The sequence below is a fragment of the Pseudomonas sp. FBCC-B545 genome (genome assembly GCF_059134095.1).
Genome location: NZ_CP101441.1, coordinates 4,856,163 through 4,878,867 on the forward strand (window position 1 = coordinate 4,856,163; position 22,705 = coordinate 4,878,867).

A 22,705-nucleotide genomic window follows, 5' to 3' on the forward strand; every position below is an offset into this window, starting at 1 on the left:
TCCGGCGCCGTTGAAAAGGAGCTGCACTATGAAAAAGATCATCCTCCTGGGCCTGACTGCCCTGCTCGGAGCCTGCCACTCGATGACCCCTACCCCGAAGGCCAGCCTCGACGGCGAAGTGTTCTACCTGCAACGCATTGCCCTGCCGCCTGCCGCCACACTGAGTGTCAGCCTGCAAGACGTGTCCCTGATGGACGCTCCGGCCGTGACCCTTGCCGAACAGAAAGGCCCGGTCAAAGGCCAGGTGCCGCTGCCGTTTCACCTGAGCTATGACCCGGCCCAGGTCAAGCCCGGCCACACCTACTCGGTGAGCGCTCGCATCGAGCTGGACGGCAAGCTACTGTTTATCACCACTGAGCGGCACACCGTGCAACTCAATGGCCAGGATCCCCAACCGCTGCGCCTGCGGGTTGATGCGGTCGCACACTGATCACTCCCACGTCATAAGGAAGCGCCCATGCTTCGTAAAACTCTTCGCCTTACCGCCCTGTGCGCCGGATTGGTGTTCGGTGCCAATGCAATGGCCCTGGATCTCGGTAGCCTGTCCCAGGGCGACGCCAGCGGTGGCCTCAAGGATGCCTTGACTCAGGGTGCGCAGATCGCCGTGAAACAACTGGGTAAACCCGGTGGTTTCAGCGACAACCCGGAAGTGAAAATCGGCCTGCCGGGCAAACTCGGCAAAGTCGCCGACAAGCTGAAAATGTTTGGCATGGGTGACCAGGTCACGCAGCTGGAAACCAGCATGAACGCGGCGGCTGAAACCGCCGTGACCCAGGCCCAGCCGATTCTGGTCAACGCCGTGAAGAAGATGAGTGTGACCGACGCCAAGGGCATTCTCAGTGGTGGTCAGGACTCCGCCACTCAATACCTGAACAAAAGCAGCCGAGAGGAAATCCGCGCCAAGTTCCTGCCCATCGTCAAGGCCGCCACCGACAAGGTCGGCGTGGCCCAGCAGTACAACGCCCTGGCCGGCAAGGCCGCAGCTTTCGGCGCCGTGGATGCCAAGAGCGCCAACGTCGAAAACTACGTGACCGAGCAAGCCCTGGATGGTTTGTTCAAGATGATTGCGCAACAGGAAGAGACCATTCGCAAGAATCCGGCCGCTGCAGCAACCAGTCTGGCGAAAAAGGTGTTTGGGGCGCTGTAACCCTCAACTGCACCTGTTTACCACTGCGCCAAGGCCGCTTCTAACGGCCTTGGCGCGGTTGTTTCAGGCAACGCCCACTAATGGATCAACGAAAAAGCGGGTACAAGGGTCTGTGGGGCGAGTGATAGCCGCTGACCGGTTGTTGATGCTGGTATGTCGTCACGGGTCGGGTGTGGCTGAAGTGGGGACGATGATGGCCCGAAGCCCCTTCATCAGGCCTGTAGGGTCGGGTGGTGCCAACGTCATCACGGGGAAAATGATTACCTAGCAAAGCCCCGAGAAACGCCCCTTTGAAAGCTGCAATGGCATTAAAAAACGACATGTAGAACTCCATATACTCATTGAAAACGGCTTGGCCGCCTAGATGGCGATGCCAAGTCTTCTGCCTGTCCATCAGGCATTTCTGAGTCGGGGAAACAGGCGCAGGCGTTCCAACTGAGCTGCTGGGTGTTTGCATCAGCATGTAAATCAGCGTGGATAACCAGCCAACAGCCTGGCCCATGGAGCATTGCTTGATCGTAAACGGCAAACACTTCGCGGGGCGCGAAGTGTTTGCGATTACTCAATGACAAAAGTTACAGAGGCTCACTCAATGCATTGAGCGTCCCATTTGGGTGTTGCTATTGGCATTGGCATTGGCATTGGCAATGCTGTTGTTGATTGTGATATTGCCCTTAGGCTGTGAATGGTCATATTTGAAGGATGCGAGCGCCTCAGTCAGCTCACGCCGGCTGACTGAGTCATTATGCAAATGTTTGTGAGGCAGTCCCCCCCCCAGCAGCATGCCGATCCCGGTATAAAAGTTACCCAATGCTTGTAGTAGCATCTCAGTTCCACCTCTATGAATGTTCTGGAAACTTGATCCTGGCGATAAAAATCGACCGGATTAAATACCTGTCGAACAGGTAACCATATGTGGCAAGCGTGAAAAAAAGGTTCCCGCCCGGCTTACCAAAACATTCGCAGATTTACACCCCATCCTTCCTGATTCTGAACCATGCTGCGTACAGCGCCGGCAAGAACAGCAGCGTCAACGCCGTCGCTACAATCAATCCGCCCATGATCGCTACGGCCATCGGCCCGAAGAACACGCTACGCGACAGCGGAATCATCGCCAGCACGGCCGCCAGGGCCGTCAGCACAATGGGGCGAAAACGCCGGACAGTGGCTTCGATGATCGCCTGCCAGGGCGCCAGGCCGGCCTTGATGTCCTGCTCGATCTGGTCGACCAGGATCACCGAGTTGCGCATGATCATCCCCGACAAGGCGATGGTGCCGAGCATGGCGACGAAACCGAAGGGTTGGCGGAATACCAGCAGAAACAGGGTGACGCCAATCAACCCCAACGGCGCGGTAAGGAAGACCATCGCCGTGCGTGAGAAGCTGCGTAACTGCAGCATCAGCAACGTCAGCACCACCACAATAAACAGCGGCACGCCCGCCTTCACCGAGTTCTGCCCACGAGCGGAGTCTTCAACTGTGCCGCCCACGTCCAGCAGGTAGCCGTCCGGCAGTTCGGCACGCACCTGTGCGAGGGTCGGCAGGATCTGCTGGACCAATGTCGCCGGTTGTTCCTTGCCGTAGATATCAGCGCGCACCGTCACCGTCGGCAGGCGGTTGCGGTGCCAGATAATGCCCTCTTCAAAACCGTACTCGAGGGTGGCGATTTGCGAGAGCGCCACGCTTTTACCATTGTCGGTAGGCACCGCCAGGCTTGGCAGCAGCGACAACTCGGTACGCTCATGGACAGTGCCGCGCAGGAGGATTTCGATCAATTCATTGTCCTCCCGGTATTGGCTGACACTGGAACCGGTCAAGGAACTCTGCAGGAACTTCGACAGGTTGGCGGTGCTCACGCCGAGGGCACGCGCACGGTCCTGGTCGATGTTCAGGTAGACGATTTTGCTCGGTTCTTCCCAATCCAGGTGCACGTTGACCACATGGGCGTTTTCGCGCACCTTGGCCGCCACTTTGCGGGCCAGGGCGCGAACTTCTTCAATGTGCTCGCCAGTCACGCGAAACTGCACCGGGTAACCCACGGGCGGGCCGTTCTCCAGGCGGGTGACCCGCGAGCGCAGGTCGGGGAATTGCTCGTTGAGGGTTTCGATCAGCCAGGTGCGCAGGCTTTCACGTTCCTCGATGGTGTTAGCCAGCACCACGAATTGCGCAAAGCTGGCGGCCGGCAATTGCTGGTCCAAAGGCAGGTAAAAGCGCGGCGAACCGGTGCCCACATAAGCCACGTAGTTATTGATGCCGGCGTGTTCCTTGAGCAACGCCTCCAGGCGCTTGACCTGGTCGGCGGTGTTGCTCAGGGAGGCGCCTTCGGCCAGTTTCAGATCGACCATCAGCTCCAGGCGCCCGGACGCCGGGAAGAACTGTTGCGGCACGAAGCGGAACAACGCAACCGAGCCGATGAACAGCAGCAGGGTCAGGACGATGACCGTCTTACGCCGACGTACGCACCACTCCACCAAACGTCTTACGCGCTGGTAGAAAGGCGTGCCGTAGGGATCAGGACCATCGGCGCCATGCTTGGCCGCATGAATCTTTGCCAGGTCCGGCAAGAGCTTTTCCCCCAGATAGGGTACGAACACCACGGCGGCCACCCAGGAAGCCAGCAAGGCGATGGTCACCACCTGGAAGATCGAACGGGTGTATTCGCCGGTGCTCGATTGCGCGGTGGCAATCGGCAGGAAGCCCGCCGCCGTGATCAACGTACCGGTGAGCATGGGGAACGCGGTGCTGGTCCAGGCGAAGCTGGCAGCCTTGAGGCGGTCGTAGCCCTGTTCCATTTTGATCGCCATCATTTCCACGGCGATGATCGCGTCGTCCACCAGCAAGCCCAGGGCCAGGACCAGGGCGCCGAGGGAAATCTTGTGCAGGCCGATGCCGAGGTAATACATGGTGGCAAAGGTCATCGCCAGTACCAGCGGAATCGCCAGGGCGACCACCATGCCGGTGCGCACCCCCAGGGAGAAAAAACTCACCAGCAATACAATCGCCAATGCTTCGGCCAGTACCTGGACAAATTCGCCGACGCTGGTCTTCACCGCGGCCGGCTGGTCTGACACCTTGCGCAGCTCCATGCCTGCTGGAAGGTTCTTCTGCAAGCGTGCGAATTCACCTTCCAGGGCTTTACCCAGTACCAGAATATCGCCGCCGTCGCGCATGGCCACGGCCAGGCCGATGGCGTCTGCGCCCATATAACGCATGCGCGGTGCCGGAGGGTCATTGAAGCCACGGTGGATGTCGGCCACATCACCGATGCGGAAGGTGCGATCCCCCACACGGATCGGGAAGTTGCGGATTTCCTCCACGGTTTTGAAATTGCCCGATACCCGCAACTGCACGCGCTCGCTCGGGGTTTCAAAGAAACCGGCGGTCGAGACCGCATTTTGTTCCTGCAACGCCTGCTGTACCGCTGCCAATGGCAACCCGAGGGTGGCGAGCTTGAGGTTGGACAGCTCGATCCAGATCTTCTCGTCCTGTAGGCCAAGCAGCTCGACCTTGCCTACGTCCGGTACCCGCTGCAGTTGAATCTGGATGCGGTCGGCGTAGTCCTTGAGCACGGCATAGTCAAAGCCGTCGCCGGTCAGCGCATAGATGTTGCCGAAAGTGGTGCCGAATTCATCGTTGAAAAATGGCCCCTGGATGTCCGGCGGCAAGGTCTGGCGGATGTCGCTGATTTTTTTGCGCACCTGGTACCACAGCTCAGGGATCCGTGCCGAGGGCATCGAATCGCGAGCCATGAAGGTCACCTGTGATTCACCGGGGCGCGAGAAGGACACGATGCGCTCGTACTCACCGGTCTCCATCAGTTTTTTCTCGATGCGCTCGGTGACCTGGCGCGACACTTCCTGGGCCGTGGCGCCGGGCCAGTTGGTCTTGATCACCATGGCCTTGAAGGTAAAGGGCGGGTCTTCGCTTTGCCCCAGCTTGGTGTAGGACAAGGTGCCGACCACCGCCAGCAGGATCATCAGGAACAGCACGATCTGGCGATTACGCAACGCCCATTCGGAGAGATTGAAACCCATGGGACTACTCCTTGGCCGCCAGATTCACCACACGGTTGGAGCGATCCACCGGGCGCACTTGCTGGCCCTCATGGAGCACATGCACGCCTGCGGCAACCACCCAGTCGGTGGGGGTCAAGCCTTCCAGTACCGGCACGGTTTTTTCACCGAAGGCGCCAATGCGCACCGGGGTGCGCTCAAGCGTGTTGTCCGGCTGTACGCGCCAGACGTAGGACGCGCCATTCTCGGCGCTGAGGGCAGACAGCGGCACCGACAGTGGGATGACACCGTCAGCTTGTATGAACACACGGGCACTTTGGCCCAGCTCGGCGGGTACTTTGCCACCCGTGAAGGCCACGCGAGCGGCGAAGGTACGTGATTTCGGGTCGGCGGCAGGTGACAGCTCACGAATGCGCCCGGCGAAGCGTTGATCCGGCTGGCTCCACAACTCCACCGACACCGCTTGGCCAATCTTGAAACGACCAAAGCCATGTTCGGGCAGGCTGATCAACACCTCACGCTCGCCATCGGTGGCCAGGGTGAACACAGTCTGGCCAGCAGAAACCACTTGTCCCACTTCCACCGCACGCTTGGCGACCACTCCGTCCTGAGGCGCACGCAGCACAGCATAACCGGCCTGATTGCTCGAGACCTCGTGCTCGGCCTTGATCTGCTTCAGGCGTGCTTCACCCGCTCGGTAGAGGTTTTCGGAATTGTCGTACTGCGAACGGCTGACCATCTGACGATCCATCAGGGTCTTGTAGCGATCACGCTCTGCGCGCACCAGGCTCAGGTTGGCCTCGGCGGCAGCCACTTGGGCACGGGTGGCTTCCAGTTGCAGGCGCACATCCTGGGGGTCGAGTTCGGCAAGCGGCTGATTGGTTTTGACCCGCTCCCCCTCCTCCACCAGGCGCTTGCTGACTTTGCCACCGATGCGAAAGGCCAGGTCTGGCTCATAACGGGCACGCACCTCGCCAGGGTAACTGTCCATTGCCTGCGCCGAGGGTTGCGGTTGTACCACCATGGCTGGGCGGACGCTGGTTGGGGTCGCTTCTTCATGGCCGCAGGCGGCCAACAGGAAGACCAGGCTGACAGGCAAAGCAAGGGGCAGGACGGCGCTGCGCATGCTGAAGGACCTTTCGCAAATAGAGCTAGGAATAATTATACTGGCCGGTATGTTATTAATACCAAACTCTCCAGTCCAGTATTAAAGGTAAAAATGTCCGACAATCCTGTGAACACCGCCAGCCCCGGGCGTCCCAAGGACATGGCAAAACGCCGGGCAATCCTCGAAGCGGCGAAGTCCCTGTTCTTGAGCAACGGTTACGCGAACACCAGCATGGATGCCGTCGCCCTGGCGGCCGGCGTATCGAAACTCACCGTATACAGCCATTTCACCGACAAAGAGACGTTGTTCACTGCCGCGGTGGTGGCCAAGTGTGAAGAGCAATTGCCGGTGATGTACTTCGAGCTACCCGCAGGCATGCCCGTCGAGACTGTGCTGTTGAACATCGCCCGGGGCTTCCATCGGCTGATCAACAGCGAGGAGTCGGTGAACCTGCATCGCCTGATGATGACCACCGGCAATCAGGACGTGAAACTCTCACAAATCTTCTTCGAGGCCGGCCCCATGCGCATGCTGCAAGGCATGGAGCGCCTGCTCGGCAAGATTGACCAGAGCGGTGCCCTGCGCATCGATAAACCATTCAAGGCAGCCGAACACTTCTTTTGCCTGCTCAAGGGCACGGCGAATTTTCGCTTGTTGTATGGCTGCGGCGGGCAACTGAGCGCCGTAGAGGCCGAGGAACATGTGCAGGAGGTGGTGAGGTTGTTTATGCGCGCGTTCAGGCCCTGAACCCATCGGCCCCACGCGCCTGCGTGGGAACGACCAGCCTCAGGGTTTCAGGGCTTTTTTAGCATAGATGTCATAACGGCTGGATTTACCATCCAATGCATGGCTCGGCTTCGGCCCGTCAATGCAAGGCGCCTTGCGCGGGCGCTTGACCACCACGCGGTGGCTGGCCAGCGCCAGGGCAGCCACGAGCAACGCCGGTGCATCCGGATCATCGCCTACCAGCGGCCGGAACAGGCGCATTTCCTTCTTCACCAGAGCAGTTTTCTCACGGTGCGGAAACATCGGATCCAGGTAGATCACCTGCGGCGGCTCACCCTCCCAATTGAGCATCACGTCGATAGAGTTGCCCTTGAGCAACTGCATGCGCGCCACAATCGGTGCCACTTCAACATCTTGCGCAGCGCGTGCCAGACCGTCTTCGAGCAAGGCGCCGATCAACGGCTGGCGCTCGATCAGGCTCATCTCGCACCCCAGGCTGGCGAGTACGAACGCATCCTTGCCCAAGCCGGCCGTGGCGTCCAGTACCCGGGGCCGCACGCCTTGGGCGATGCCCACGGCCTTGGCGATCATTTGCCCGCTGCCACCGCCATATAGACGCCGGTGCGCCGCGCCTCCTTCGACAAAGTCGACCCGCACGGGCCCCGGCGCATCAGGCCCAAGCTGTTGCAGTTGCAGGCCCTGTTCCCCGACTTGCAGGGAAAAATCCGCATCCACCACCTGCAGGGGCAAGCCCAGCAGCGCAGCCCACTGCTCGGCGCGGGCCTGGAAACTGTCGGCCAACGCCTCGACCTGGATGCGGCTGGCCGCTGGTTGTTCGTTCATCAATCGCTACGCTCGAAAATATTAAGGATCGGCCAAAAACGGCCGATAAAAACAACAGTCAGGTATTTTGCCAGAGCTGAGCGACGACCGAGAAAAATGTCAGACATTCTTCCTCTAACCATCGGTGTACTGCCGACCCACAACCACTACGGCCTGCGCAATACCCAAGCGCTGGCCGGGGTGAGTCATGTGTGGCAGGACTTCTTCGCCCGGGCATTGGCCGAGCAGCTCGGTGAAACGCCGCAGGCGCTGGCCGCCAAGGCGCCAGCACCGCTGGACCCAGCGGTTGAGCCCAGTGAAGGCGCCGACCTGTTGTCGCAGATCCTCACCCAACGCGAGTGCGAGGTCAAAGACACCGAGATCGCGCCGCCCGAGCCGCTGTTCCTGCCGATAGCCGAATTCGAAACCGAGCTACTGCCACCGGCCGCGACACCGTTCCCGGAAGACGAAATCATCGCCCAGCAGCGCCTGCAGGATTTCGACAGTGGCTGGGTACGCCCGATTGTCCTGAACGCCGGCCAACCGCTGCCAGCGCCTGGCCCGGCGCCGCAGCCACGCCCACTGCATTTGCCGATTGCCGAGTTCGAACTGGATCTGTTGCCACCAGCTGCTGCGCCGTACCCTGAAGAAGAGCTCGTGGCACAACAAAAAGCCTTGGATTTCGACTACTACTGGGCACGCCCGCTGGTTACCCAAAACCTGCGCCTGGCCGCTTAAACCTCAGCGACATACCCACCAGCGTCCCATATCCAGATGAAAGTGGTTGCGATGCGCTGCGTTGTAGTCCGGGCTCAATACCACGTTGAAATCATCACAAGCGCCATCGCGTACCTGGCGCAGGAAACGCGCACTGTCACCCTCCCCCGGCCAATCCTTGAGCACACTGATGCTGCGCCCATCCGCCAGGCGAAAACCGGCGATGTCCAGGGCATTGGCCGAGGCGTGCTGGCTAAGTCGCCCTTCGGCTCGGTTGTAGACATTGCGACAGGCAAAGCTGCCCAAATGCTCGACGCGACTCACCCGTTGGCCAAAAATCGCCTGGGCCGCCGGTTGCAGGCTGTGGCGCTCGAACAAGGCGAACGCCACGGCCAGCGGGCAACTGGCGAGAAAGCTGCTGCTCAAGACGACGTCAGCGCCCTGCACCCGCAAGATATTGCGCAAGGGGCACGCCGCATCGGCTGCGGTGTCCGCCTGGCGACTTACCCGCAGGCCGGAGGTTTGCAATACCTGGTCACACAGCGCCGGATCATCTTGCAAACGGCTGAGCTTGTAGCGCGTCAGCAGGTTCGGGCTGGCGCGCACATCCAAAGGTGCCCAGGGATTCCATTCAGCCGGCATCGGCACCCAGCCCCGCCAGACAGCCAGCGCAGATATGCCCGTCAGCAATAGCAGCGCACCCAGCGCTTTTATCCAGCCCACGGTTCAATCCTTGAAGAATTGAGTGGCCTGGCCATAAGGCATCGAACGCTCAGTAAAGGTGAAGGTACCTCGCTCATGGACTTCCTGCGCCGCACGGTAGAACTCGCCATACGCCGCCAACGCCATGGCCGAGCCGACACTGATGCGCTTGACGCCCATCGCATTCAATTGCCCCACGCTGAGCTTAAGGCCACCGGACATCAACACATTCACGGGTTTGGGCGCCACCGCCTTGACCACTGCCAGCACCTCTTCGGCACTGCGCAAGCCCGGGGCATAAAGCACGTCGGCACCGGCTTCGGCAAAGGCCTGAAGGCGCCGAAGGGTGTCGGGCAGATCGAGGCGGCCATGCAGGAGATTTTCTGCGCGGGCGGTCAAGGTGAAGGGGAATGGCAAACTGCGGGCAGCGGCGACGGCGGCCTCCACACGTTCAACCGCCAGATCGAAGGGATAGATCGGGTCTACGGCAATGCCCGTGGCATCTTCGATGGAGCCACCAACAATCCCGCTGGCCGCCGCCCGCAAGATGGCCTGGGCGCAGCCTTCGGGCGTATCACTGAAGCCGTTTTCCAAGTCCGCCGCGACCGGCAGCGTGGTGGCGTTGGCGATCATTGCAGCATTGAGCAGGGTGTCCTCGAGGGTCAGGGCGCCCTGCGAATCCGGCCGCCCCAGGCTGAATGCATAACCCGCGCTGGTGGTGGCCAGCGCCTCGAAGCCCAGGCTGGCGAGCATGATCGCGGAGCCCGCATCCCAGGGGTTGGGCATCACAAACGCGCGGTCACGTTCATGCAGGGCCTTGAAGGTTTCGGCGCGTAGGGTTTGGGCATCCATGACTGACTCCTGGCGAGAAAAGGAGCCTTAGAGTAACCCCAGTTGCTCCGCTTCGGGCGCTCGATGCAAGGTGGGCAGCGGCGGCAAGCCGGGCAGGCGCGCCATCAGCTTGGCGTGAAAGCGCAGGGCCAGTTGTGCGGCGAGGCAGTTATCCGAGGTGTGCAGGAACATGTAGGGCGTACGCCCCTCTTCGATCCAGCTGGCGATCTTTTCCACCCACGGGATCAGGAACGGGTCGTTGGCCTCAAGCTGCGGATGGCCGATAAAACGCACCTGGGGAAACTGGGTCAGCGCCGCCGGGCGCGGTGGCACCCTGGGCTTTTTTGCCTGGGCATGCAGAACCGCCGCCGACGTGGAGGTGCAGCTGAACAGGGCACGGGGATCCAGGCAGATGCGCTCGACGCCACGGTCACGTAAAAGGCGGTTGAGCATGCGTTCGGCGTCGCCCTTGGCGAAGAACTGCTCATGCCTGACTTCCACGGCCAGCGGACGATCAATACCATCAAGGAACCCGGCCAGCTCAGCGAGGCGTTGCGGTGTAAAACCCTTGGAGAGTTGCAGCCACAGCGGCGAAACGCGCGCACCCAGAGGGCTCATCAGCCCGACAAAACTTTCGGCCGCCGGCAATTGCTCACGCAAGTCGCCGGCATGGCTGATATCCCCGGGAAATTTGGCGGTGAAGCGAAAGTCATCGGGCATGATTTCAGCCCAGCGCTGTACTGTGGCGGTCGAGGGGCGAGCATAGAATGTGGTATTGCCTTCAACAGCGTTGAAGACCTGGGAGTAGAGCCCGAGGTAATCGCCGGAACGAGCATCCAGGGGATACAGGTATTCGCGCCAGGCGTTTTCACTCCAGGACGGGCAGCCGATGTAGTAAGGCAACCCCATCAGATATGGATATCGAGACCCAGAACTTCCATATCCCACTCGACAAAACCGGCAGTGGTCAGGTAACTGGCCAAGGCGGTGGCAACGCTTTTGCTCATGGAGCGGGGGAAGACCATGTCTTGCTGACGGGCGGGAACGCCGCTGGTACGGGCGCCTCCAGCACTTTGGGCGCGGGAGGGCGACTCAGAGTGGACTTCGATGAAGTCCGGCGAATCCTCGACCGAATCATCTACCGTCACGTTGGCCTTGCGCGGCTTACGCTTGAGTGGGTAGGACTGTGAGGAAAAGCCGTCTATACGCATACATGCAGACTCGGTATCAATGATGGCAATTTAGCGGCACTTTCCGTGGTGCGCAAATGCTCTGGTGATAACTAGAACACATAATTCGTAAAAGGTTTAAAAACTGCGGCAAATTCTGACGATTGGCGAAATTTGCCACCGAATGCCTACATTCTTGGCGTCAAATAATTCCGCGTTCGGCCTTGGTCTGCGCCACTTTATCGCGCAGGTAAACAGGTGCAGCCTGATCTGCCGCAATGGCCTCGCCGCGCTCGAACGCGAACCGTGCCAATGCCAGCAAATCTTCGGCGTGGGGCAACATCGCAGCGTCCCGTCCTGCCAACTGCACCTTGATGCGTTCGCCATAACCCCAGCCCGTGCCGGCACCAAACCAATCCCCACTGACGTCATCCGGTAATGTCACCGCTTGCGGCGCCTGTACCGCTTCCACACCCACCAGGCGCATTTCGCCGGCGGTCTCGCGGTAGCAACCCCAATAGACTTCATCCATGCGCGCATCGATCGCCGCCGCCACTTGCGTGGCGCCATGTTCACGCAATGCGCGCTGGGCCAGCACGGCGAGGTTGGACACCGGCAATACCGGACGCTCCAATGCAAAGGCCAGGCCCTGCACCACGCCGATGGCAATACGCACACCGGTAAAGGCACCCGGGCCACGACCGAAGGCGATGGCATCCACACACGCCAGGGTGGTGCCGGCGTCTTCAAGCAACTGCTTGATCATCGGCAACAGCTTCTGCGCATGCAGGCGCGGGATCACCTCGTAGTGGCTCGTTACCTTGCCATCGTGCAGCAAGGCAACGGAGCAAGCTTCAGTCGCGGTGTCCAGGGCCAGCAGGGTGCTCATCGGTGTAGGTGTCCAGGTCGGGAAAAAAGTGCGCCAGTATAAACAACAACGGCCCGCAAGCGGGCCGTTGTACGTAAAGCCGATGGCAGGATCAGCTCAATGCTTGCAACACCTTGGCGGTGATGGCTTCTACCGAGCCCACGCCTGGGATATGGCTGTACTTCGGCTTGCCTTGGGCTGCTGACAGCTTCTGGTAGAAATCCACCAGCGGCTTGGTCTGGGAGTGGTAGACCGACAGGCGATGACGCACGGTTTCTTCGGTGTCGTCTTTACGCTGCACCAGGTCTTCGCCGGTAACATCGTCCTTGCCTTCCACTTTCGGCGGGTTGTAGACGACGTGATACACGCGGCCGGAGCCTTCGTGAACACGACGGCCGGCAATACGCTGGACGATTTCTTCATCTTCAACCGCGATTTCGACCACGGCGTCCAGCTCCACGCCCGCCTTCACCAGGGCTTCAGCCTGGGGAATGGTGCGTGGGAAGCCGTCGAACAGGAAACCGTTCTTGCAATCGTCCTGGCTGATGCGTTCCTTGACCAGGTTGATGATCAGGTCATCGGAGACCAGGCCGCCGCTGTCCATCACACTCTTGGCGATCAGGCCCAGCTCGGTGCCAGCCTTGACGGCCGCACGCAGCATGTCGCCGGTGGAGATTTGTGGAATGCCGAATTTTTCAGTGATGAACTTTGCCTGAGTACCTTTACCGGCCCCGGGAGCTCCCAGCAGAATGACGCGCATCGATGTGCTCCTCAATTTTTTATAGAGATGACGCTCGGATTCGCCGCGTGGGGCCAATCTCGTAAAAATGTGGTTCCAGGCCGATCAAACGGCCAAAGGCTGATCAAGATACACAGCGGGCCCTTACCATACAAGCCGCCAAAAGTAGGAGAAACCCACGCCCGGCATGCGTCATGCGACGGGGTGTGCCTGAGCGCAACCCGCCCCCTCAAACGATGACCGCCCTTTTCAGGGCGGTCATCGGGGTTTATCCGCAAGCCGTTGAGAACACGCAAGAAACCTCAACCGGTGTTGCGCAAACCGGCGGCAATACCGGCGACGGACACCAGCAGCGCCTGTTCCAGAGGGCTGTCTTGCGCCGCCTCCTGTTGACGCGAACGTGCCAGCAACTCGGCCTGCAACAAGTGCAAAGGGTCGAGGTAGGTGTTGCGAAGACGAATGAACTCCAGGGTGTCGGGGCTATGGGCCAGCAGCTGGGACTGCCCGGTCAGACCAAGCACCACGCCACACGCCTGCGACAATAGGTCGCGTAAGTGCGCACCCAATGGCAGCAGGTCCGCCTGCACCAGACGCTCATCATATAGACGGGCAATATCGGCATCCGCCTTGGCCAGCACCATTTCCAGCATGTCGATGCGCGTGCGGAAGAACGGCCACCGTTCACGCATCTGTCCCAGCAACGGGCCTTCACCCCGTTCCAGCGCCTTACTCAATGCCGCTTCCCAACCAAGCCAGGCGGGCAGCATAAGGCGCGTCTGGGTCCAGCCGAAGATCCACGGGATGGCGCGCAGGCTTTCAATACCGCCGGCCCGGCGCTTGGCCGGGCGGCTGCCCAGGGGCAAACGTCCCAACTCCTGCTCCGGGGTGGACTGGCGGAAGTATTCGACGAACTGCGGATTTTCCCGCACCACGGCACGGTAAGCGCTGACCCCGTCGGCCGCCAACTCATCCATCAAATGACGCCAGGCCGGCTCCGGTGGTGGCGGCGGCAACAACGTCGCTTCCAGCACGGCGGCCAGGTAGAGGTTGAGGTTTTGTTCGGCAATATCCGGCAGGCCGAATTTGAAGCGAATCATCTCGCCTTGTTCAGTCGTACGGAAGCGCCCCGCCACCGAGCCCGGTGGCTGCGACAGGATCGCCGCGTGAGCCGGGCCGCCGCCACGGCCGACCGTGCCGCCACGACCGTGGAACAGCAGCAGCTCCACCTGCTGCTCGCGGCAAATATCCACCAACCGCTCCTGCGCCCGGTACTGCGCCCAGGCCGCGGCTGTGGTGCCAGCGTCCTTGGCCGAATCCGAATAGCCGATCATCACTTCCTGTGGGCCCTGCAACCTTGCGCGATAGCCCGGCAGTTGCAACAGCCGCTCCATCACCGGCCCGGCGTTATCCAGGTCGGCCAGGGTCTCGAACAGCGGCACCACGCGCATCGGCCGTTGTACACCCGATTCTTTGAGCAGCAACTGCACCGCCAGCACATCCGACGCGGCGCCCGCCATGGAGATAACGTACGAACCTAATGATGCCGCTGGTGCGGCAGCAATTTCCTTGCAGGTATTCAACACTTCGGCAGTGTCCGCCGACGGTTTGAAATAGCCCGGCAGCAACGGACGACGATTGGCCAGCTCCTGTGTGAGGAAGCTGATGCGGGCGTCTTCGTCCCAGTCCTCATAACAGCCCAGCCCCAGGTAATCGGTGATTTCAGTCAGGGCCGAGCAATGGCGGCTGGAATCCTGGCGCACGTCCAGGCGCACCAGGAACAGGCCGAAGGTCACGGCGCGTCGCAGGCAGTCGAGCAGCGGGCCATCGGCAATCACGCCCATGCCGCATTCATGCAGCGACTGGTAGCACAACTCCAATGGGTCCAGCAGGTCGCGGTTGTCCTGCAACACCTCGGCAGGCGCCGCCGTGTAGGCGGTCAACGAGGTGTGAGCCCACTGGCGCGTCGCACGCAGGCGCTCACGCAGTTGCTTGAGCAACGCGCGATAGGGCTCGACGCTGTCGCCAACCTTGGCCTGCAACGCCGGGCTGGCTTGTTGCATCGACAACTCGGAGGCCAGGTGGTCGATGTCGCGCAAATACAAGTCAGCCGCCATCCAGCGTGCCAACAACAGCACTTCGCGGGTGACCGGCGCGGTGACATTCGGGTTGCCGTCACGGTCGCCGCCCATCCACGATGCAAAGCGAATCGGCGCTGCCTCCAGGGGCAGGCGCAGCCCGGTAGCGGCAAACAGGGCCTGGTCAGCCTTGCGCAGGTAATTGGGGATGGCGTGCCACAGCGAATGCTCGATGACCGCAAAGCCCCATTTGGCTTCGTCTACCGGGGTGGGCCGGACCCGGCGGATTTCCTCGGTATGCCAGGCTTCGGCGATCAGTCGTTGCAGGCGTGTGCGGATCTGCTCGCGCTCGGCACTGGTGAGGTCACGGTGATCCTGCAAGGCCAGTTGCGCGGCGATTGCATCGTATTTCTGGATCAGGGTGCGGCGAGCCACTTCAGTGGGGTGGGCGGTGAGCACCAGCTCAATCTCCAACCGTGCCAACTGGCGGGCCAGGGATTCATTGCTGTGCCCCTCGCCTTGCAGGCGGGCCAGCAACTCCGGCAAGACTCGGGATTCGAACGGCGCGGGTTGCGACTCATCGCGCCGATGAATCAACTGATATTGCTCGGCAATGTTGGCCAGGTTGAGAAACTGGTTGAAGGCCCGGGCCACGGGCAGCAATTCGTCTTCCTGCAGCTGGTTGAGACGGGTGCTCAGTTCATCGCCGGCGCCGCGACGGTCGGCCTTGGCGCCTTTGCGGATCTGCTCGATCTTATCGAGGAAATCATCGCCGTACTGCTCTCGAATGGTGTTGCCCAACAGCTCACCCAGCAGGTGAACATCCTCACGCAAGCGTGCATCGATATCACTCATCAGCCAATCTCCAGCCAGAAATCCGGGACGCGCAGGTGTTCCAGAGTGCCGCCCGCGTCGGTATCTGACAAGGCCGAACGCAAACGACTTTAAACCTTGTGGCTGACAGCTAGTCTCAAGAGTGAGCCGCCACGTTATCCAAGCAGGCGGCTGGTCACTCATCACCGCCTGCCATCGCAGGCTTATTGAGGTTGCCATGAAGATTCGAGAACTGCCCCAGCACTGGGAAGAAACCGCCAAGGGTCGCCTGACCCAGACTGAATACGCGATTCATCTGGACGTGGAATCCGCGGCACGCTTGGCTGCCCTTGCCGAGATGTATCCCAAGCGCCATACCGAAGAATTGCTCGGAGAGCTGATCGGTGCCGCCCTGGAAGAGCTGGAAGCCAGCTTCCCCTATATCAAGGGCCAGCAGGTGATTGCCACCGACGAGGAAGGTGACCCGCTGTATGAAGACGTCGGGCCCACTCCACGTTTTCTGACCCTGTCGCGCCGTTATCTGCATGATCTGTCAGCCAGTGCCGACGAACAAAAGCACTGATATACATCCGCAATGCCCATCTGAATCAAGTATTCCGGGCCTCCTAGAGGCTCGGGCTACCTCTGCGAGCGCTGAAAGTTCCATGTTTAAACCCTGACCGATCAGTCAGATATTTTTTTAGGCAAATCGCCATCTTCTCTGAACTTTTGAAAAAAGCCGCCGGTCACAGCCAGTAAGCCATCACTTGGAACGGTCGTTTGAAACTGGCGTCATGTGCTTTATCGCCGGGGCCGCAATCGATACGCCACGATGGATTTTGATGTTTTTCAGGAGTTATCCAATGGAGTTGAAGACGATGAACACCAGCACTGCCAAATCCTCGTTTAACCACCTGCGCGGGCTCAAATTGGCCGCGCTGGCAATCGGCACCAGCTTCGTTCTCGCGGGCTGCGCCGGCAATCCTCCAACCGAGCAGTACGCCGTGACTCAATCGGCTGTCAACAGCGCCGTGAGCGCCGGCGGCACCGAGTATGCCGCCGTGGAAATGAAGGCGGCCCAGGACAAGCTCAAGGAAGCTGAACTGGCCATGCACGACAAGAACTACGACAAGGCTCGTATGTTGGCCGAGCAGGCCGAGTGGGACGCTCGCGTTGCTGAGCGTAAAGCCCAGGCTGCCAAGGCTGAACAGGCTGTGAAGGACTCCCAGAAGGCTGTTGAAGAGCTGCGTAAGGAAGGCATGCGCCCGGCTGCTATCCAGCAGAAGTAAGCCGCAGCCCCTTGACTGCATCGCACCTGATATCGAATTGAAAGGACGACACGACTATGCGTAAACAACTGATGATCCCTGCCCTGCTGGCGATGAGCGTTGCCTTGGCGGCCTGCTCCACCCCGCCGAACGCGAACCTGGAAAATGCACGGACCAACTTCTCGGCCCTGCAAACCAACCCGCAAGCCACCAAGCTGGCAGCGCTGGAAACCAAAGACGCCAGCGAATGGCTGGACAAGGCTGACAAGGCGTACCGCGACAAGGAAGACGAGAAGAAGGTCGACCAACTCGCCTACCTGACCAACCAGCGCGTTGAAGTCGCCAAGGACACCATCGCCCTGCGCGAAAACGAAGCCAAGCTGAAAAACGCCGGCGACGAACGTGCCCGCGCCCTGCTGGACGCCCGTGATGCGCAGATCAAGCAACTGCAAAACAGCTTGAATGCCAAGCAGACCGACCGTGGCACCCTGGTGACTTTCGGCGACGTATTGTTTGCCACCAACAAGTCCGACCTGAAATCCAGCGGCCTGGTGAACATCACCAAACTGGCTCAGTTCCTGCGCGATAACCCGGACCGTAAAGTCATCGTTGAAGGCTACACCGACAGCACCGGTTCGGACTCGTACAACCAGAGCCTGTCCGAGCGTCGTGCCGCTTCCGTACAACGTGCACTGTCTCAACAAGGCGTGGACATCTCGCGCATCGTGACCCAGGGCTACGGCAAGGAATACCCGGTTGCCGACAACGGCAGCGTGTCTGGCCGTGCCATGAACCGTCGCGTTGAAGTCACCATCTCCAACGATAACCAGCCGGTCAAGCCACGCTCTTCCGTTGCTTATTGATCGTTGACCCTGGATAAAAAAACCCACCTTATGGTGGGTTTTTTTTGATCAGGAATACTGGATCGTGCGATCTGTATCTTCATCTGGCGGCGTTATCATTGCTCCGCTACGGGAGGTATCGGCCAAATCGTCCGTCCAGTTGTTACGCGCCTGCTCTTGCGCGTTTTGCCGCTCCAATGCCTGATGTGCCCTGGCCATGGCCACCATGTTGTGTATCGCATCAATATTTATCACTGCTTCCCGGCCCCGCTCCGTGTAAAAGTTATATGCCCTTTGTGGCTATTTACACAAAACGGTTCCAGGTAATTTCGTTACATGCGAGCTTCTGCGTGAAGCTGGGGATCAACCCCATTCATCTCTGCACGCGTGAAAACCCGCCCATAACCGGCGGCTTGTTCAACAACCGTCAATCAGTAGTTGACCGGGCCCTGGCTAGGGGCCCCACCTGCCTGGATCTGGCCACCACCTTGCGTGGCATCCTGACCGCCTTCACCACCTTGGCCGGCCTGGGCAAGCAGCTGTTTCAGCTTTTCCAGCAGCTCCTCAAGGGTATCGCCGCCTCCAGCCCCCTGAGCGCCTCCGCCCCCTTGTGAACCACCAGCCCCTTGGCTGCCGCCTCCACCCTGCCCGCCTTGGGCACCCTCGGCAAGCTTGGCGTCAATTTGATCCCTGATATTTTGAATGGCGGAGCCTTGCTGAGAATCTGCGGCATTGCCCGAATTGCCAACATTGCCTGCGCCCTGTACACCACTTGCACCAACGATACCAACCATAATTGCATGCTCCAGATTAATGAATACGGTGAACTGATCAGCCAAGCGAATCAGTCCACGATCTGTGGCAAGCACGCCAAAGTGGTTCCAGCCTGTAACGGTTCGCAGCAGTCTTAAATGACTAATCGGCATCTATAAGGGAGTTTTCCCACAGAGGCGATGCAGCGCCTCATTGTTGCAACTGCGGGGTTTCCTGCCCCATGCAACGAACGGCCTGCTTCTTGTTGTTCACCAGTACGCCGCTCAAGCCTTTCTGTTCGGTATCAAACATCACCAACACACCGTCCACGCACTGCGCCACTTGCGCGGCGGGCGTCAGGGATATTTTGTAATCCTCACCCGGCAAGGTCTTGAGCATGGTGAAGTCGCTGAGCAGCAACGCATCCTCCGGCTTGGCGAAATGCAGGTAGCCGTAGTACCACAGGCAACCGACGGTGCCGATGATGGTGCCGATACCGGTGAGGATCAGCGGGATCATGTTGCGTTCTTCACTCATTGCGGGCTCTCTGATGGATCAACTTTAGAGGTTGGATAATTCGGGATTTCGCCCAGGCGACGCAGGCCATTGAAATGCTGTGGATCTTCCAGGTAACGCAGCATCACGGTTTGCCAGGTCTTGTCGGCAAAAGTCTGCACATGGCCGCCACGGGTCAGCTGCAGCACCCTTGGCGGTGGGGCCGCTTGATACAGGCGCAGCCCATTGGACACCGGCACGATCGGGTCATCCAGGCTGTGAAACAGCAGTTTTGGCACGCCGGTCAACTGGGGCATGGTGTTGATTGCACTGTCGGCGTCGGGCACCAACCAAGACAAGGGAACCTGGAACGGCCAGGTTAACCATGAAGTGCTCAGGGCGAATTGTCCTACGTCACGATAACTGGCCGGCACACCGTCCAGCACCAGGGCCTTGAGTTGGCTTTGACGCTCCGGATGGGCTGCCAGGTAATGCACAGCCAGTGCGCCGCCCAGGCTTTGGCCCAACACAATCAGCGGTTGGCCCCGGGTTTGGGGCGCCTTGTCGATCCAGCTGAACGCGGCGTCGATATCCTGATAGATCGCCGGCAACGACGGCTTGCCTTGCGAGAGTCCATAGCCGCGATAGTCCAGCAGCAACACTTGATAGCCCTGCTCGGGCAACCACCAACTGCCACCCAGGTGCCAGGACAAGTTGCCGCCGTTGCCGTGCAGGTGCAGCACCGTGCCCTTGAGCGGCACACCGGGTTTGGCCGGCAGCCACCAGGCGTGGAGCTTGATGCCGTCGGCGGTGGTGAGGGTGACGTCGCGGTATTGCAGGCGGGCTTTTTCCGGCGTAAACGGCAGGCCGGGTTCGGGGTAGAACAGCAAGGAGCTGCAGCCATTGAGTGTAAGTAGCAGGCATAGAATGCCGAGGATTCTCATCCGTTGAAACCTCGCTGACAAATATGAAGTCCCTTGGAGACCCCCTAAAGGATATTGGAGTAATCCGCCTCGATCCGGTCCAGGCTCAGGTGATTGAGGAAGTTGGAGAAACACATCCACGCCGCCAGCGCGTTCATGTCACGAAACTGATCCGGCAGGTACTTGGGCGGTACCACCAGGCCTTCGTCGACCAATTGGCGCAGGGTACGCATGTCTTCCAGGGTGGTCTTGCCGCAGAACAGCAGCGGCACTTGTTCCAGCTTGCCTTTACGCACAGCAAGCTGGATGTAGTTGTAGACCATGATAAAGCCCTTGAGGTAGGACAAATCCTTGGTAAACGGCAGACCGGTCGGCACCGAGCCACGAAATACCCGGCTGGCGTTGCCATAGCTCTCGGCCATTTCAAAGCCTTGCTCGCGGAAGAACTCGAACACCTGCAGGAAGTCGGCGCCCTCCTCCACCATGTGGATGGCGCGGGTACGGTTGGTCAACTTGCGCAGACGGCTGGGGTAGGAAGCAAACGTGATGATTTCCATCAGGATCGCCAGGCCTTCCTGGGTCACGGTGGATGACGGCGGCCCCTTGGACAGGAACGTGCAGATCGGCTGGTTCTGGCCATTGAGGGTGGTGCCCACATGCACCAGCCCTTCATGCACTTCCAGGGCGCGCACGTCACGGTCGTTGAACATCGCGTCGGCGCGGATCTTAATGTAGTCGGCACCCGCCGCCGCGTCGGCGACGATGCCATCGGACTCAAACACGCGAATGGTTTCTTCCGCTTCGCCGAACACCTTGTTCAGCCGGGTCTGCAACAGTGCAACGGCGTCCTTGGCGGTAAGGGTCTTGGCTTCGTCCTTGAGGTCGCCACGGCCATCGATATTGTTCAGGTAATCGGACAGCATCAGGCCCAGGTCGGCCAGGGTCGGGTCGCCGGCGTGGAAGGCATCGGAAGCGGCGCCATACAGCTCCTGGGAGATCAGGCCGAAATCCTCGGTGCCGCGTGCTTCGAGCATGCGCACCACCATGCGGTATTCGCGGCACATGCGACGCATGATCTGCCCCACCGGGCTGAACTGCCCAAGGCGACGGGTGATGTCGCGCTCGATGTTCTGGAACTCCAGCTTGACCGCACTGGAGTCGAACGACAACGGCCGGCTCAAGTAGTAATCGCGGTCCACGGCAGGCATGGCCTTGCCCTTGGCCTTGAGAAATCCCTGGCGGATATTCTCGTCCCATTTCACCGCGTCGAGGACACGGATCGGTGTTTGCGCCAGCACAATGCGATCGGACAAGGTGCGTATCGTCTGCTGGTATTCGTCCACCCGGTGCTTCCTCTTTAAACGTTATTTACCCACGCGCCGGTAGCGCACGGCTTCAACGAACACATCGGCATTGGCCGGGTCATCCAGGTAGGCAAACACCTGGTCCATGGGGCTATCCACCAGCACACCGGCGCCTTCGACGGTGTCTACAGTGCTGCCGTGCAAGGCCTGCTGGCCAATGGCTTGGTGGATCTGTTCGAGGTCGAGGTTGTAGACCACCAGTTCGTGCTTTTCATCAAACTCAAAGCCCGCCAGGATGAAATGCCCACCCAGTCTTGCAGGCAGCGGCGCCGACATATACCAGCGGCTGCCGTGGCGCGAGACGCTAAACAGATACTCATCGCGCTGGCCCGGCTTGGCTTTAGGGTAGCTCACCGCTTTATAACGATGCTCGCCGGCACGGGTGATCTGCAGGTTGAGCGGCTCGCCCCAGGCATTCCTGCTGGCCCACTTGCCTAGCAGAGCCTCTGGCGCGGCTTCAGCCGTCGGCAATGGTTCCTTGAAAGTCACCAGGCAACCGCTGAGCAACAGGACCAACAAGGCGATTACCGCGACGCGCCAGACTTTCATTGGACATCCCCCGGTGTCAGACCGAAGCCAGCACCAAATGCATGTAACGCTTGAGGATTTCAAGCATCTCTTCGCCGGTCAGCGGCTCTGGGCCGCCAAGCAGGCCCTGATATTCCATCCGACTGATAATAGCCGTCAACACTTTGGCATCCTGTTGCGGCTCACGGGAGCCCAATACCTGGAAAAACTGCCCGGTGCCCTGCAACAGGATCTGCTGATGGGAACGCACCAGCTCGGCCAGGCGCGGGTTCAACAGCGCCTCTTGGCGAAAGGCCTGTTCGGCCATCAGGTATTCGCGACGGTTGGTCAGTTGGCGCAGCACGTAGTCGGCGGTCAGCCGGGCGATGTCATCGGCCAGTTGCGAACGCGACTGTGGGCTGCCATCGCCATAGGCAACCATCTCGCGCAACAAGCCCTCGTTGCGCACCCATAGCTTGCCCATGAAGGCGGCACTGCGTTCGACATATTGGGCGAAGGTGTCGGTGAGGAGGTCGTCGATATCCTTGAAATAGTAGGTAGTGGCCGACAGCGGCACGCCGGCCTCCGCGGCCACGGCCCGATGGCGCACGGCGCGTACGCCTTCGCGCACCACGATGCGCATGGCCGCATCGAGAATGTCCTGGCGGCGTTGCTCACTGCCCCGGCGGCTGGCCTTGCGGCCTTGATATTGAACGCTTTCAGCCACGGCAGCAGCTATGCCGGCGGCACCTTCTTGAGCCATTACGCGGTTCACCAAACACATCCTTGAATAGATCAAAACCTGGCGCTGTTCGCTTGACGC

Annotated in this window: 24 protein-coding genes; 7 read left to right on the top strand and 17 right to left on the bottom strand. The window is 60.2% G+C overall.

All coding sequences use genetic code 11. The annotated features are described in order from the left end of the window. Positions 1-28: 28 nt before the first annotated feature. Both NMB39_RS22500 and NMB39_RS22505 read left to right on the top strand, forming a co-directional pair. Positions 29-430 carry a YbaY family lipoprotein gene (locus NMB39_RS22500; protein ID WP_057021900.1) on the top strand — a complete coding sequence of 134 codons (402 nt, stop codon included), beginning with the start codon at positions 29-31 and terminating at the stop codon, positions 428-430. 27 nt (positions 431-457) lie between these two features. Next, the gene (locus tag NMB39_RS22505) at positions 458-1,147 is read left to right on the top strand and encodes a DUF4197 domain-containing protein (protein WP_057021899.1); all 690 of its coding nucleotides are present in this window, start codon (positions 458-460) and stop codon (positions 1,145-1,147) included. Positions 1,148-1,736: 589 nt separating this feature from the next. On the opposite strand, the gene NMB39_RS22510 is transcribed toward NMB39_RS22505, so the two are convergent. The 3 genes from NMB39_RS22510 to NMB39_RS22520 all read right to left on the bottom strand — a co-directional run bounded on the left by NMB39_RS22510 (position 1,737) and on the right by NMB39_RS22520 (position 6,286). Further along, complete coding sequence (locus NMB39_RS22510; RefSeq protein WP_057021898.1) at positions 1,737-1,973, bottom strand: hypothetical protein; 237 nt, start codon at positions 1,971-1,973, stop codon at positions 1,737-1,739. A 142-nt stretch (positions 1,974-2,115) separates the two neighbouring features. Next, the gene (locus NMB39_RS22515; protein WP_057021897.1) at positions 2,116-5,181 is read right to left on the bottom strand and encodes an efflux RND transporter permease subunit; all 3,066 of its coding nucleotides are present in this window, start codon (positions 5,179-5,181) and stop codon (positions 2,116-2,118) included. A gap of 4 nt (positions 5,182-5,185) precedes the next feature. After that, the gene (locus NMB39_RS22520) at positions 5,186-6,286 is read right to left on the bottom strand and encodes an efflux RND transporter periplasmic adaptor subunit (protein ID WP_057021896.1); all 1,101 of its coding nucleotides are present in this window, start codon (positions 6,284-6,286) and stop codon (positions 5,186-5,188) included. Positions 6,287-6,379: 93 nt separating this feature from the next. Between NMB39_RS22520 and NMB39_RS22525 the strand changes: the two genes are divergently transcribed. Then, positions 6,380-7,015 (top strand): TetR/AcrR family transcriptional regulator, encoded by a 636-nt coding sequence (locus NMB39_RS22525; protein WP_057021895.1) that lies wholly within the window; start codon positions 6,380-6,382, stop codon positions 7,013-7,015. 39 nt (positions 7,016-7,054) lie between these two features. Here NMB39_RS22525 and NMB39_RS22530 read toward each other — a convergent pair whose 3' ends face one another. Further along, entirely contained in the window at positions 7,055-7,837 is a 783-nt protein-coding gene (locus NMB39_RS22530; protein ID WP_494340046.1) for a class I SAM-dependent methyltransferase, read from the bottom strand. A gap of 96 nt (positions 7,838-7,933) precedes the next feature. Between NMB39_RS22530 and NMB39_RS22535 the strand changes: the two genes are divergently transcribed. After that, positions 7,934-8,554, top strand: a complete 621-nt coding sequence (locus NMB39_RS22535; RefSeq protein ID WP_057021893.1) for a hypothetical protein — start codon at positions 7,934-7,936, stop codon at positions 8,552-8,554. 3 nt (positions 8,555-8,557) lie between these two features. Here NMB39_RS22535 and NMB39_RS22540 read toward each other — a convergent pair whose 3' ends face one another. The 7 genes from NMB39_RS22540 to ppc form a co-directional block, all read right to left on the bottom strand. After that, positions 8,558-9,256, bottom strand: a complete 699-nt coding sequence (locus NMB39_RS22540) for an extensin-like domain-containing protein (RefSeq protein ID WP_057021892.1) — start codon at positions 9,254-9,256, stop codon at positions 8,558-8,560. A 3-nt stretch (positions 9,257-9,259) separates the two neighbouring features. After that, on the bottom strand, positions 9,260-10,087 hold the full coding sequence (locus NMB39_RS22545) for an isocitrate lyase/PEP mutase family protein (RefSeq protein WP_057021891.1): 828 nt from the start codon (positions 10,085-10,087) through the stop codon (positions 9,260-9,262). A gap of 27 nt (positions 10,088-10,114) precedes the next feature. Then, the gene (locus NMB39_RS22550; protein WP_494340045.1) at positions 10,115-10,975 is read right to left on the bottom strand and encodes a DUF72 domain-containing protein; all 861 of its coding nucleotides are present in this window, start codon (positions 10,973-10,975) and stop codon (positions 10,115-10,117) included. Then, complete coding sequence (locus NMB39_RS22555) at positions 10,975-11,277, bottom strand: hypothetical protein (RefSeq protein ID WP_046071261.1); 303 nt, start codon at positions 11,275-11,277, stop codon at positions 10,975-10,977. The genes NMB39_RS22550 and NMB39_RS22555 overlap by 1 nt, the downstream gene beginning before the upstream one ends. A gap of 160 nt (positions 11,278-11,437) precedes the next feature. Next, a complete protein-coding gene (gene tsaB / locus NMB39_RS22560; protein WP_057021889.1) occupies positions 11,438-12,124 on the bottom strand; it encodes a tRNA (adenosine(37)-N6)-threonylcarbamoyltransferase complex dimerization subunit type 1 TsaB in 687 nt (228 codons plus the stop codon). A gap of 91 nt (positions 12,125-12,215) precedes the next feature. Then, the gene (adk, locus tag NMB39_RS22565; protein ID WP_057021888.1) at positions 12,216-12,863 is read right to left on the bottom strand and encodes an adenylate kinase; all 648 of its coding nucleotides are present in this window, start codon (positions 12,861-12,863) and stop codon (positions 12,216-12,218) included. A 281-nt stretch (positions 12,864-13,144) separates the two neighbouring features. Further along, positions 13,145-15,772, bottom strand: coding sequence for a phosphoenolpyruvate carboxylase (gene ppc / locus NMB39_RS22570; RefSeq protein WP_494340044.1), 2,628 nt, complete (start codon positions 15,770-15,772; stop codon positions 13,145-13,147). A 196-nt stretch (positions 15,773-15,968) separates the two neighbouring features. Here ppc and NMB39_RS22575 point away from each other — a divergent pair, with 196 nt between their 5' ends. The 3 genes from NMB39_RS22575 to lptF all read left to right on the top strand — a co-directional run bounded on the left by NMB39_RS22575 (position 15,969) and on the right by lptF (position 17,861). Continuing rightward, on the top strand, positions 15,969-16,313 hold the full coding sequence (locus tag NMB39_RS22575; RefSeq protein WP_043050914.1) for a hypothetical protein: 345 nt from the start codon (positions 15,969-15,971) through the stop codon (positions 16,311-16,313). Positions 16,314-16,593: 280 nt separating this feature from the next. Further along, the gene (locus NMB39_RS22580) at positions 16,594-17,019 is read left to right on the top strand and encodes a DUF4398 domain-containing protein (protein ID WP_043050915.1); all 426 of its coding nucleotides are present in this window, start codon (positions 16,594-16,596) and stop codon (positions 17,017-17,019) included. 56 nt (positions 17,020-17,075) lie between these two features. Further along, positions 17,076-17,861 (top strand): lipotoxin F family OmpA-related lipoprotein LptF, encoded by a 786-nt coding sequence (lptF, locus tag NMB39_RS22585; protein ID WP_494340043.1) that lies wholly within the window; start codon positions 17,076-17,078, stop codon positions 17,859-17,861. Positions 17,862-18,271: 410 nt separating this feature from the next. Here the strand turns inward: lptF and NMB39_RS22590 are convergent, their stop codons facing one another. From NMB39_RS22590 to NMB39_RS22615, 6 genes are read right to left on the bottom strand one after another with little or no spacing between them, the layout of a single operon-like run. Beyond that, a complete protein-coding gene (locus NMB39_RS22590) occupies positions 18,272-18,766 on the bottom strand; it encodes a hypothetical protein (protein ID WP_494340042.1) in 495 nt (164 codons plus the stop codon). A 37-nt stretch (positions 18,767-18,803) separates the two neighbouring features. Next, positions 18,804-19,130 (bottom strand): PA3694 family proteiin, encoded by a 327-nt coding sequence (locus NMB39_RS22595; RefSeq protein ID WP_043050917.1) that lies wholly within the window; start codon positions 19,128-19,130, stop codon positions 18,804-18,806. After that, a complete protein-coding gene (locus tag NMB39_RS22600) occupies positions 19,127-20,032 on the bottom strand; it encodes an alpha/beta hydrolase (RefSeq protein ID WP_494340041.1) in 906 nt (301 codons plus the stop codon). The genes NMB39_RS22595 and NMB39_RS22600 overlap by 4 nt, the downstream gene beginning before the upstream one ends. A gap of 44 nt (positions 20,033-20,076) precedes the next feature. Next, positions 20,077-21,354, bottom strand: a complete 1,278-nt coding sequence (locus NMB39_RS22605) for a flavohemoglobin expression-modulating QEGLA motif protein (RefSeq protein ID WP_057021882.1) — start codon at positions 21,352-21,354, stop codon at positions 20,077-20,079. A gap of 21 nt (positions 21,355-21,375) precedes the next feature. Then, positions 21,376-21,924 (bottom strand): hypothetical protein, encoded by a 549-nt coding sequence (locus NMB39_RS22610; protein WP_057021881.1) that lies wholly within the window; start codon positions 21,922-21,924, stop codon positions 21,376-21,378. A gap of 16 nt (positions 21,925-21,940) precedes the next feature. After that, entirely contained in the window at positions 21,941-22,657 is a 717-nt protein-coding gene (locus tag NMB39_RS22615) for a TetR/AcrR family transcriptional regulator (RefSeq protein ID WP_056847467.1), read from the bottom strand. Positions 22,658-22,705 lie beyond the last annotated feature (48 nt).

Excerpts from the sequence above, each read along its gene's own strand:
- NMB39_RS22500 (WP_057021900.1), top strand. The coding sequence starts at position 29 with ATGAAAAAGATCATCCTCCTGGGCCTGACTGCCCTGCTCGGAGCCTGC.
- NMB39_RS22505 (WP_057021899.1), top strand. The coding sequence starts at position 458 with ATGCTTCGTAAAACTCTTCGCCTTACCGCCCTGTGCGCCGGATTGGTG.
- NMB39_RS22510 (WP_057021898.1), bottom strand. The coding sequence starts at position 1,973 with ATGCTACTACAAGCATTGGGTAACTTTTATACCGGGATCGGCATGCTG.
- NMB39_RS22515 (WP_057021897.1), bottom strand. The coding sequence starts at position 5,181 with ATGGGTTTCAATCTCTCCGAATGGGCGTTGCGTAATCGCCAGATCGTG.
- NMB39_RS22520 (WP_057021896.1), bottom strand. The coding sequence starts at position 6,286 with ATGCGCAGCGCCGTCCTGCCCCTTGCTTTGCCTGTCAGCCTGGTCTTC.
- NMB39_RS22525 (WP_057021895.1), top strand. The coding sequence starts at position 6,380 with ATGTCCGACAATCCTGTGAACACCGCCAGCCCCGGGCGTCCCAAGGAC.
- NMB39_RS22530 (WP_494340046.1), bottom strand. The coding sequence starts at position 7,837 with ATGAACGAACAACCAGCGGCCAGCCGCATCCAGGTCGAGGCGTTGGCC.
- NMB39_RS22535 (WP_057021893.1), top strand. The coding sequence starts at position 7,934 with ATGTCAGACATTCTTCCTCTAACCATCGGTGTACTGCCGACCCACAAC.
- NMB39_RS22545 (WP_057021891.1), bottom strand. The coding sequence starts at position 10,087 with ATGGATGCCCAAACCCTACGCGCCGAAACCTTCAAGGCCCTGCATGAA.
- NMB39_RS22550 (WP_494340045.1), bottom strand. The coding sequence starts at position 10,975 with ATGGGGTTGCCTTACTACATCGGCTGCCCGTCCTGGAGTGAAAACGCC.
- NMB39_RS22555 (WP_046071261.1), bottom strand. The coding sequence starts at position 11,277 with ATGCGTATAGACGGCTTTTCCTCACAGTCCTACCCACTCAAGCGTAAG.
- tsaB (WP_057021889.1), bottom strand. The coding sequence starts at position 12,124 with ATGAGCACCCTGCTGGCCCTGGACACCGCGACTGAAGCTTGCTCCGTT.
- adk (WP_057021888.1), bottom strand. The coding sequence starts at position 12,863 with ATGCGCGTCATTCTGCTGGGAGCTCCCGGGGCCGGTAAAGGTACTCAG.
- ppc (WP_494340044.1), bottom strand. The coding sequence starts at position 15,772 with ATGAGTGATATCGATGCACGCTTGCGTGAGGATGTTCACCTGCTGGGT.
- NMB39_RS22575 (WP_043050914.1), top strand. The coding sequence starts at position 15,969 with ATGAAGATTCGAGAACTGCCCCAGCACTGGGAAGAAACCGCCAAGGGT.
- NMB39_RS22580 (WP_043050915.1), top strand. The coding sequence starts at position 16,594 with ATGGAGTTGAAGACGATGAACACCAGCACTGCCAAATCCTCGTTTAAC.
- lptF (WP_494340043.1), top strand. The coding sequence starts at position 17,076 with ATGCGTAAACAACTGATGATCCCTGCCCTGCTGGCGATGAGCGTTGCC.
- NMB39_RS22590 (WP_494340042.1), bottom strand. The coding sequence starts at position 18,766 with ATGCCGATTAGTCATTTAAGACTGCTGCGAACCGTTACAGGCTGGAAC.
- NMB39_RS22595 (WP_043050917.1), bottom strand. The coding sequence starts at position 19,130 with ATGAGTGAAGAACGCAACATGATCCCGCTGATCCTCACCGGTATCGGC.
- NMB39_RS22600 (WP_494340041.1), bottom strand. The coding sequence starts at position 20,032 with ATGAGAATCCTCGGCATTCTATGCCTGCTACTTACACTCAATGGCTGC.
- NMB39_RS22610 (WP_057021881.1), bottom strand. The coding sequence starts at position 21,924 with ATGAAAGTCTGGCGCGTCGCGGTAATCGCCTTGTTGGTCCTGTTGCTC.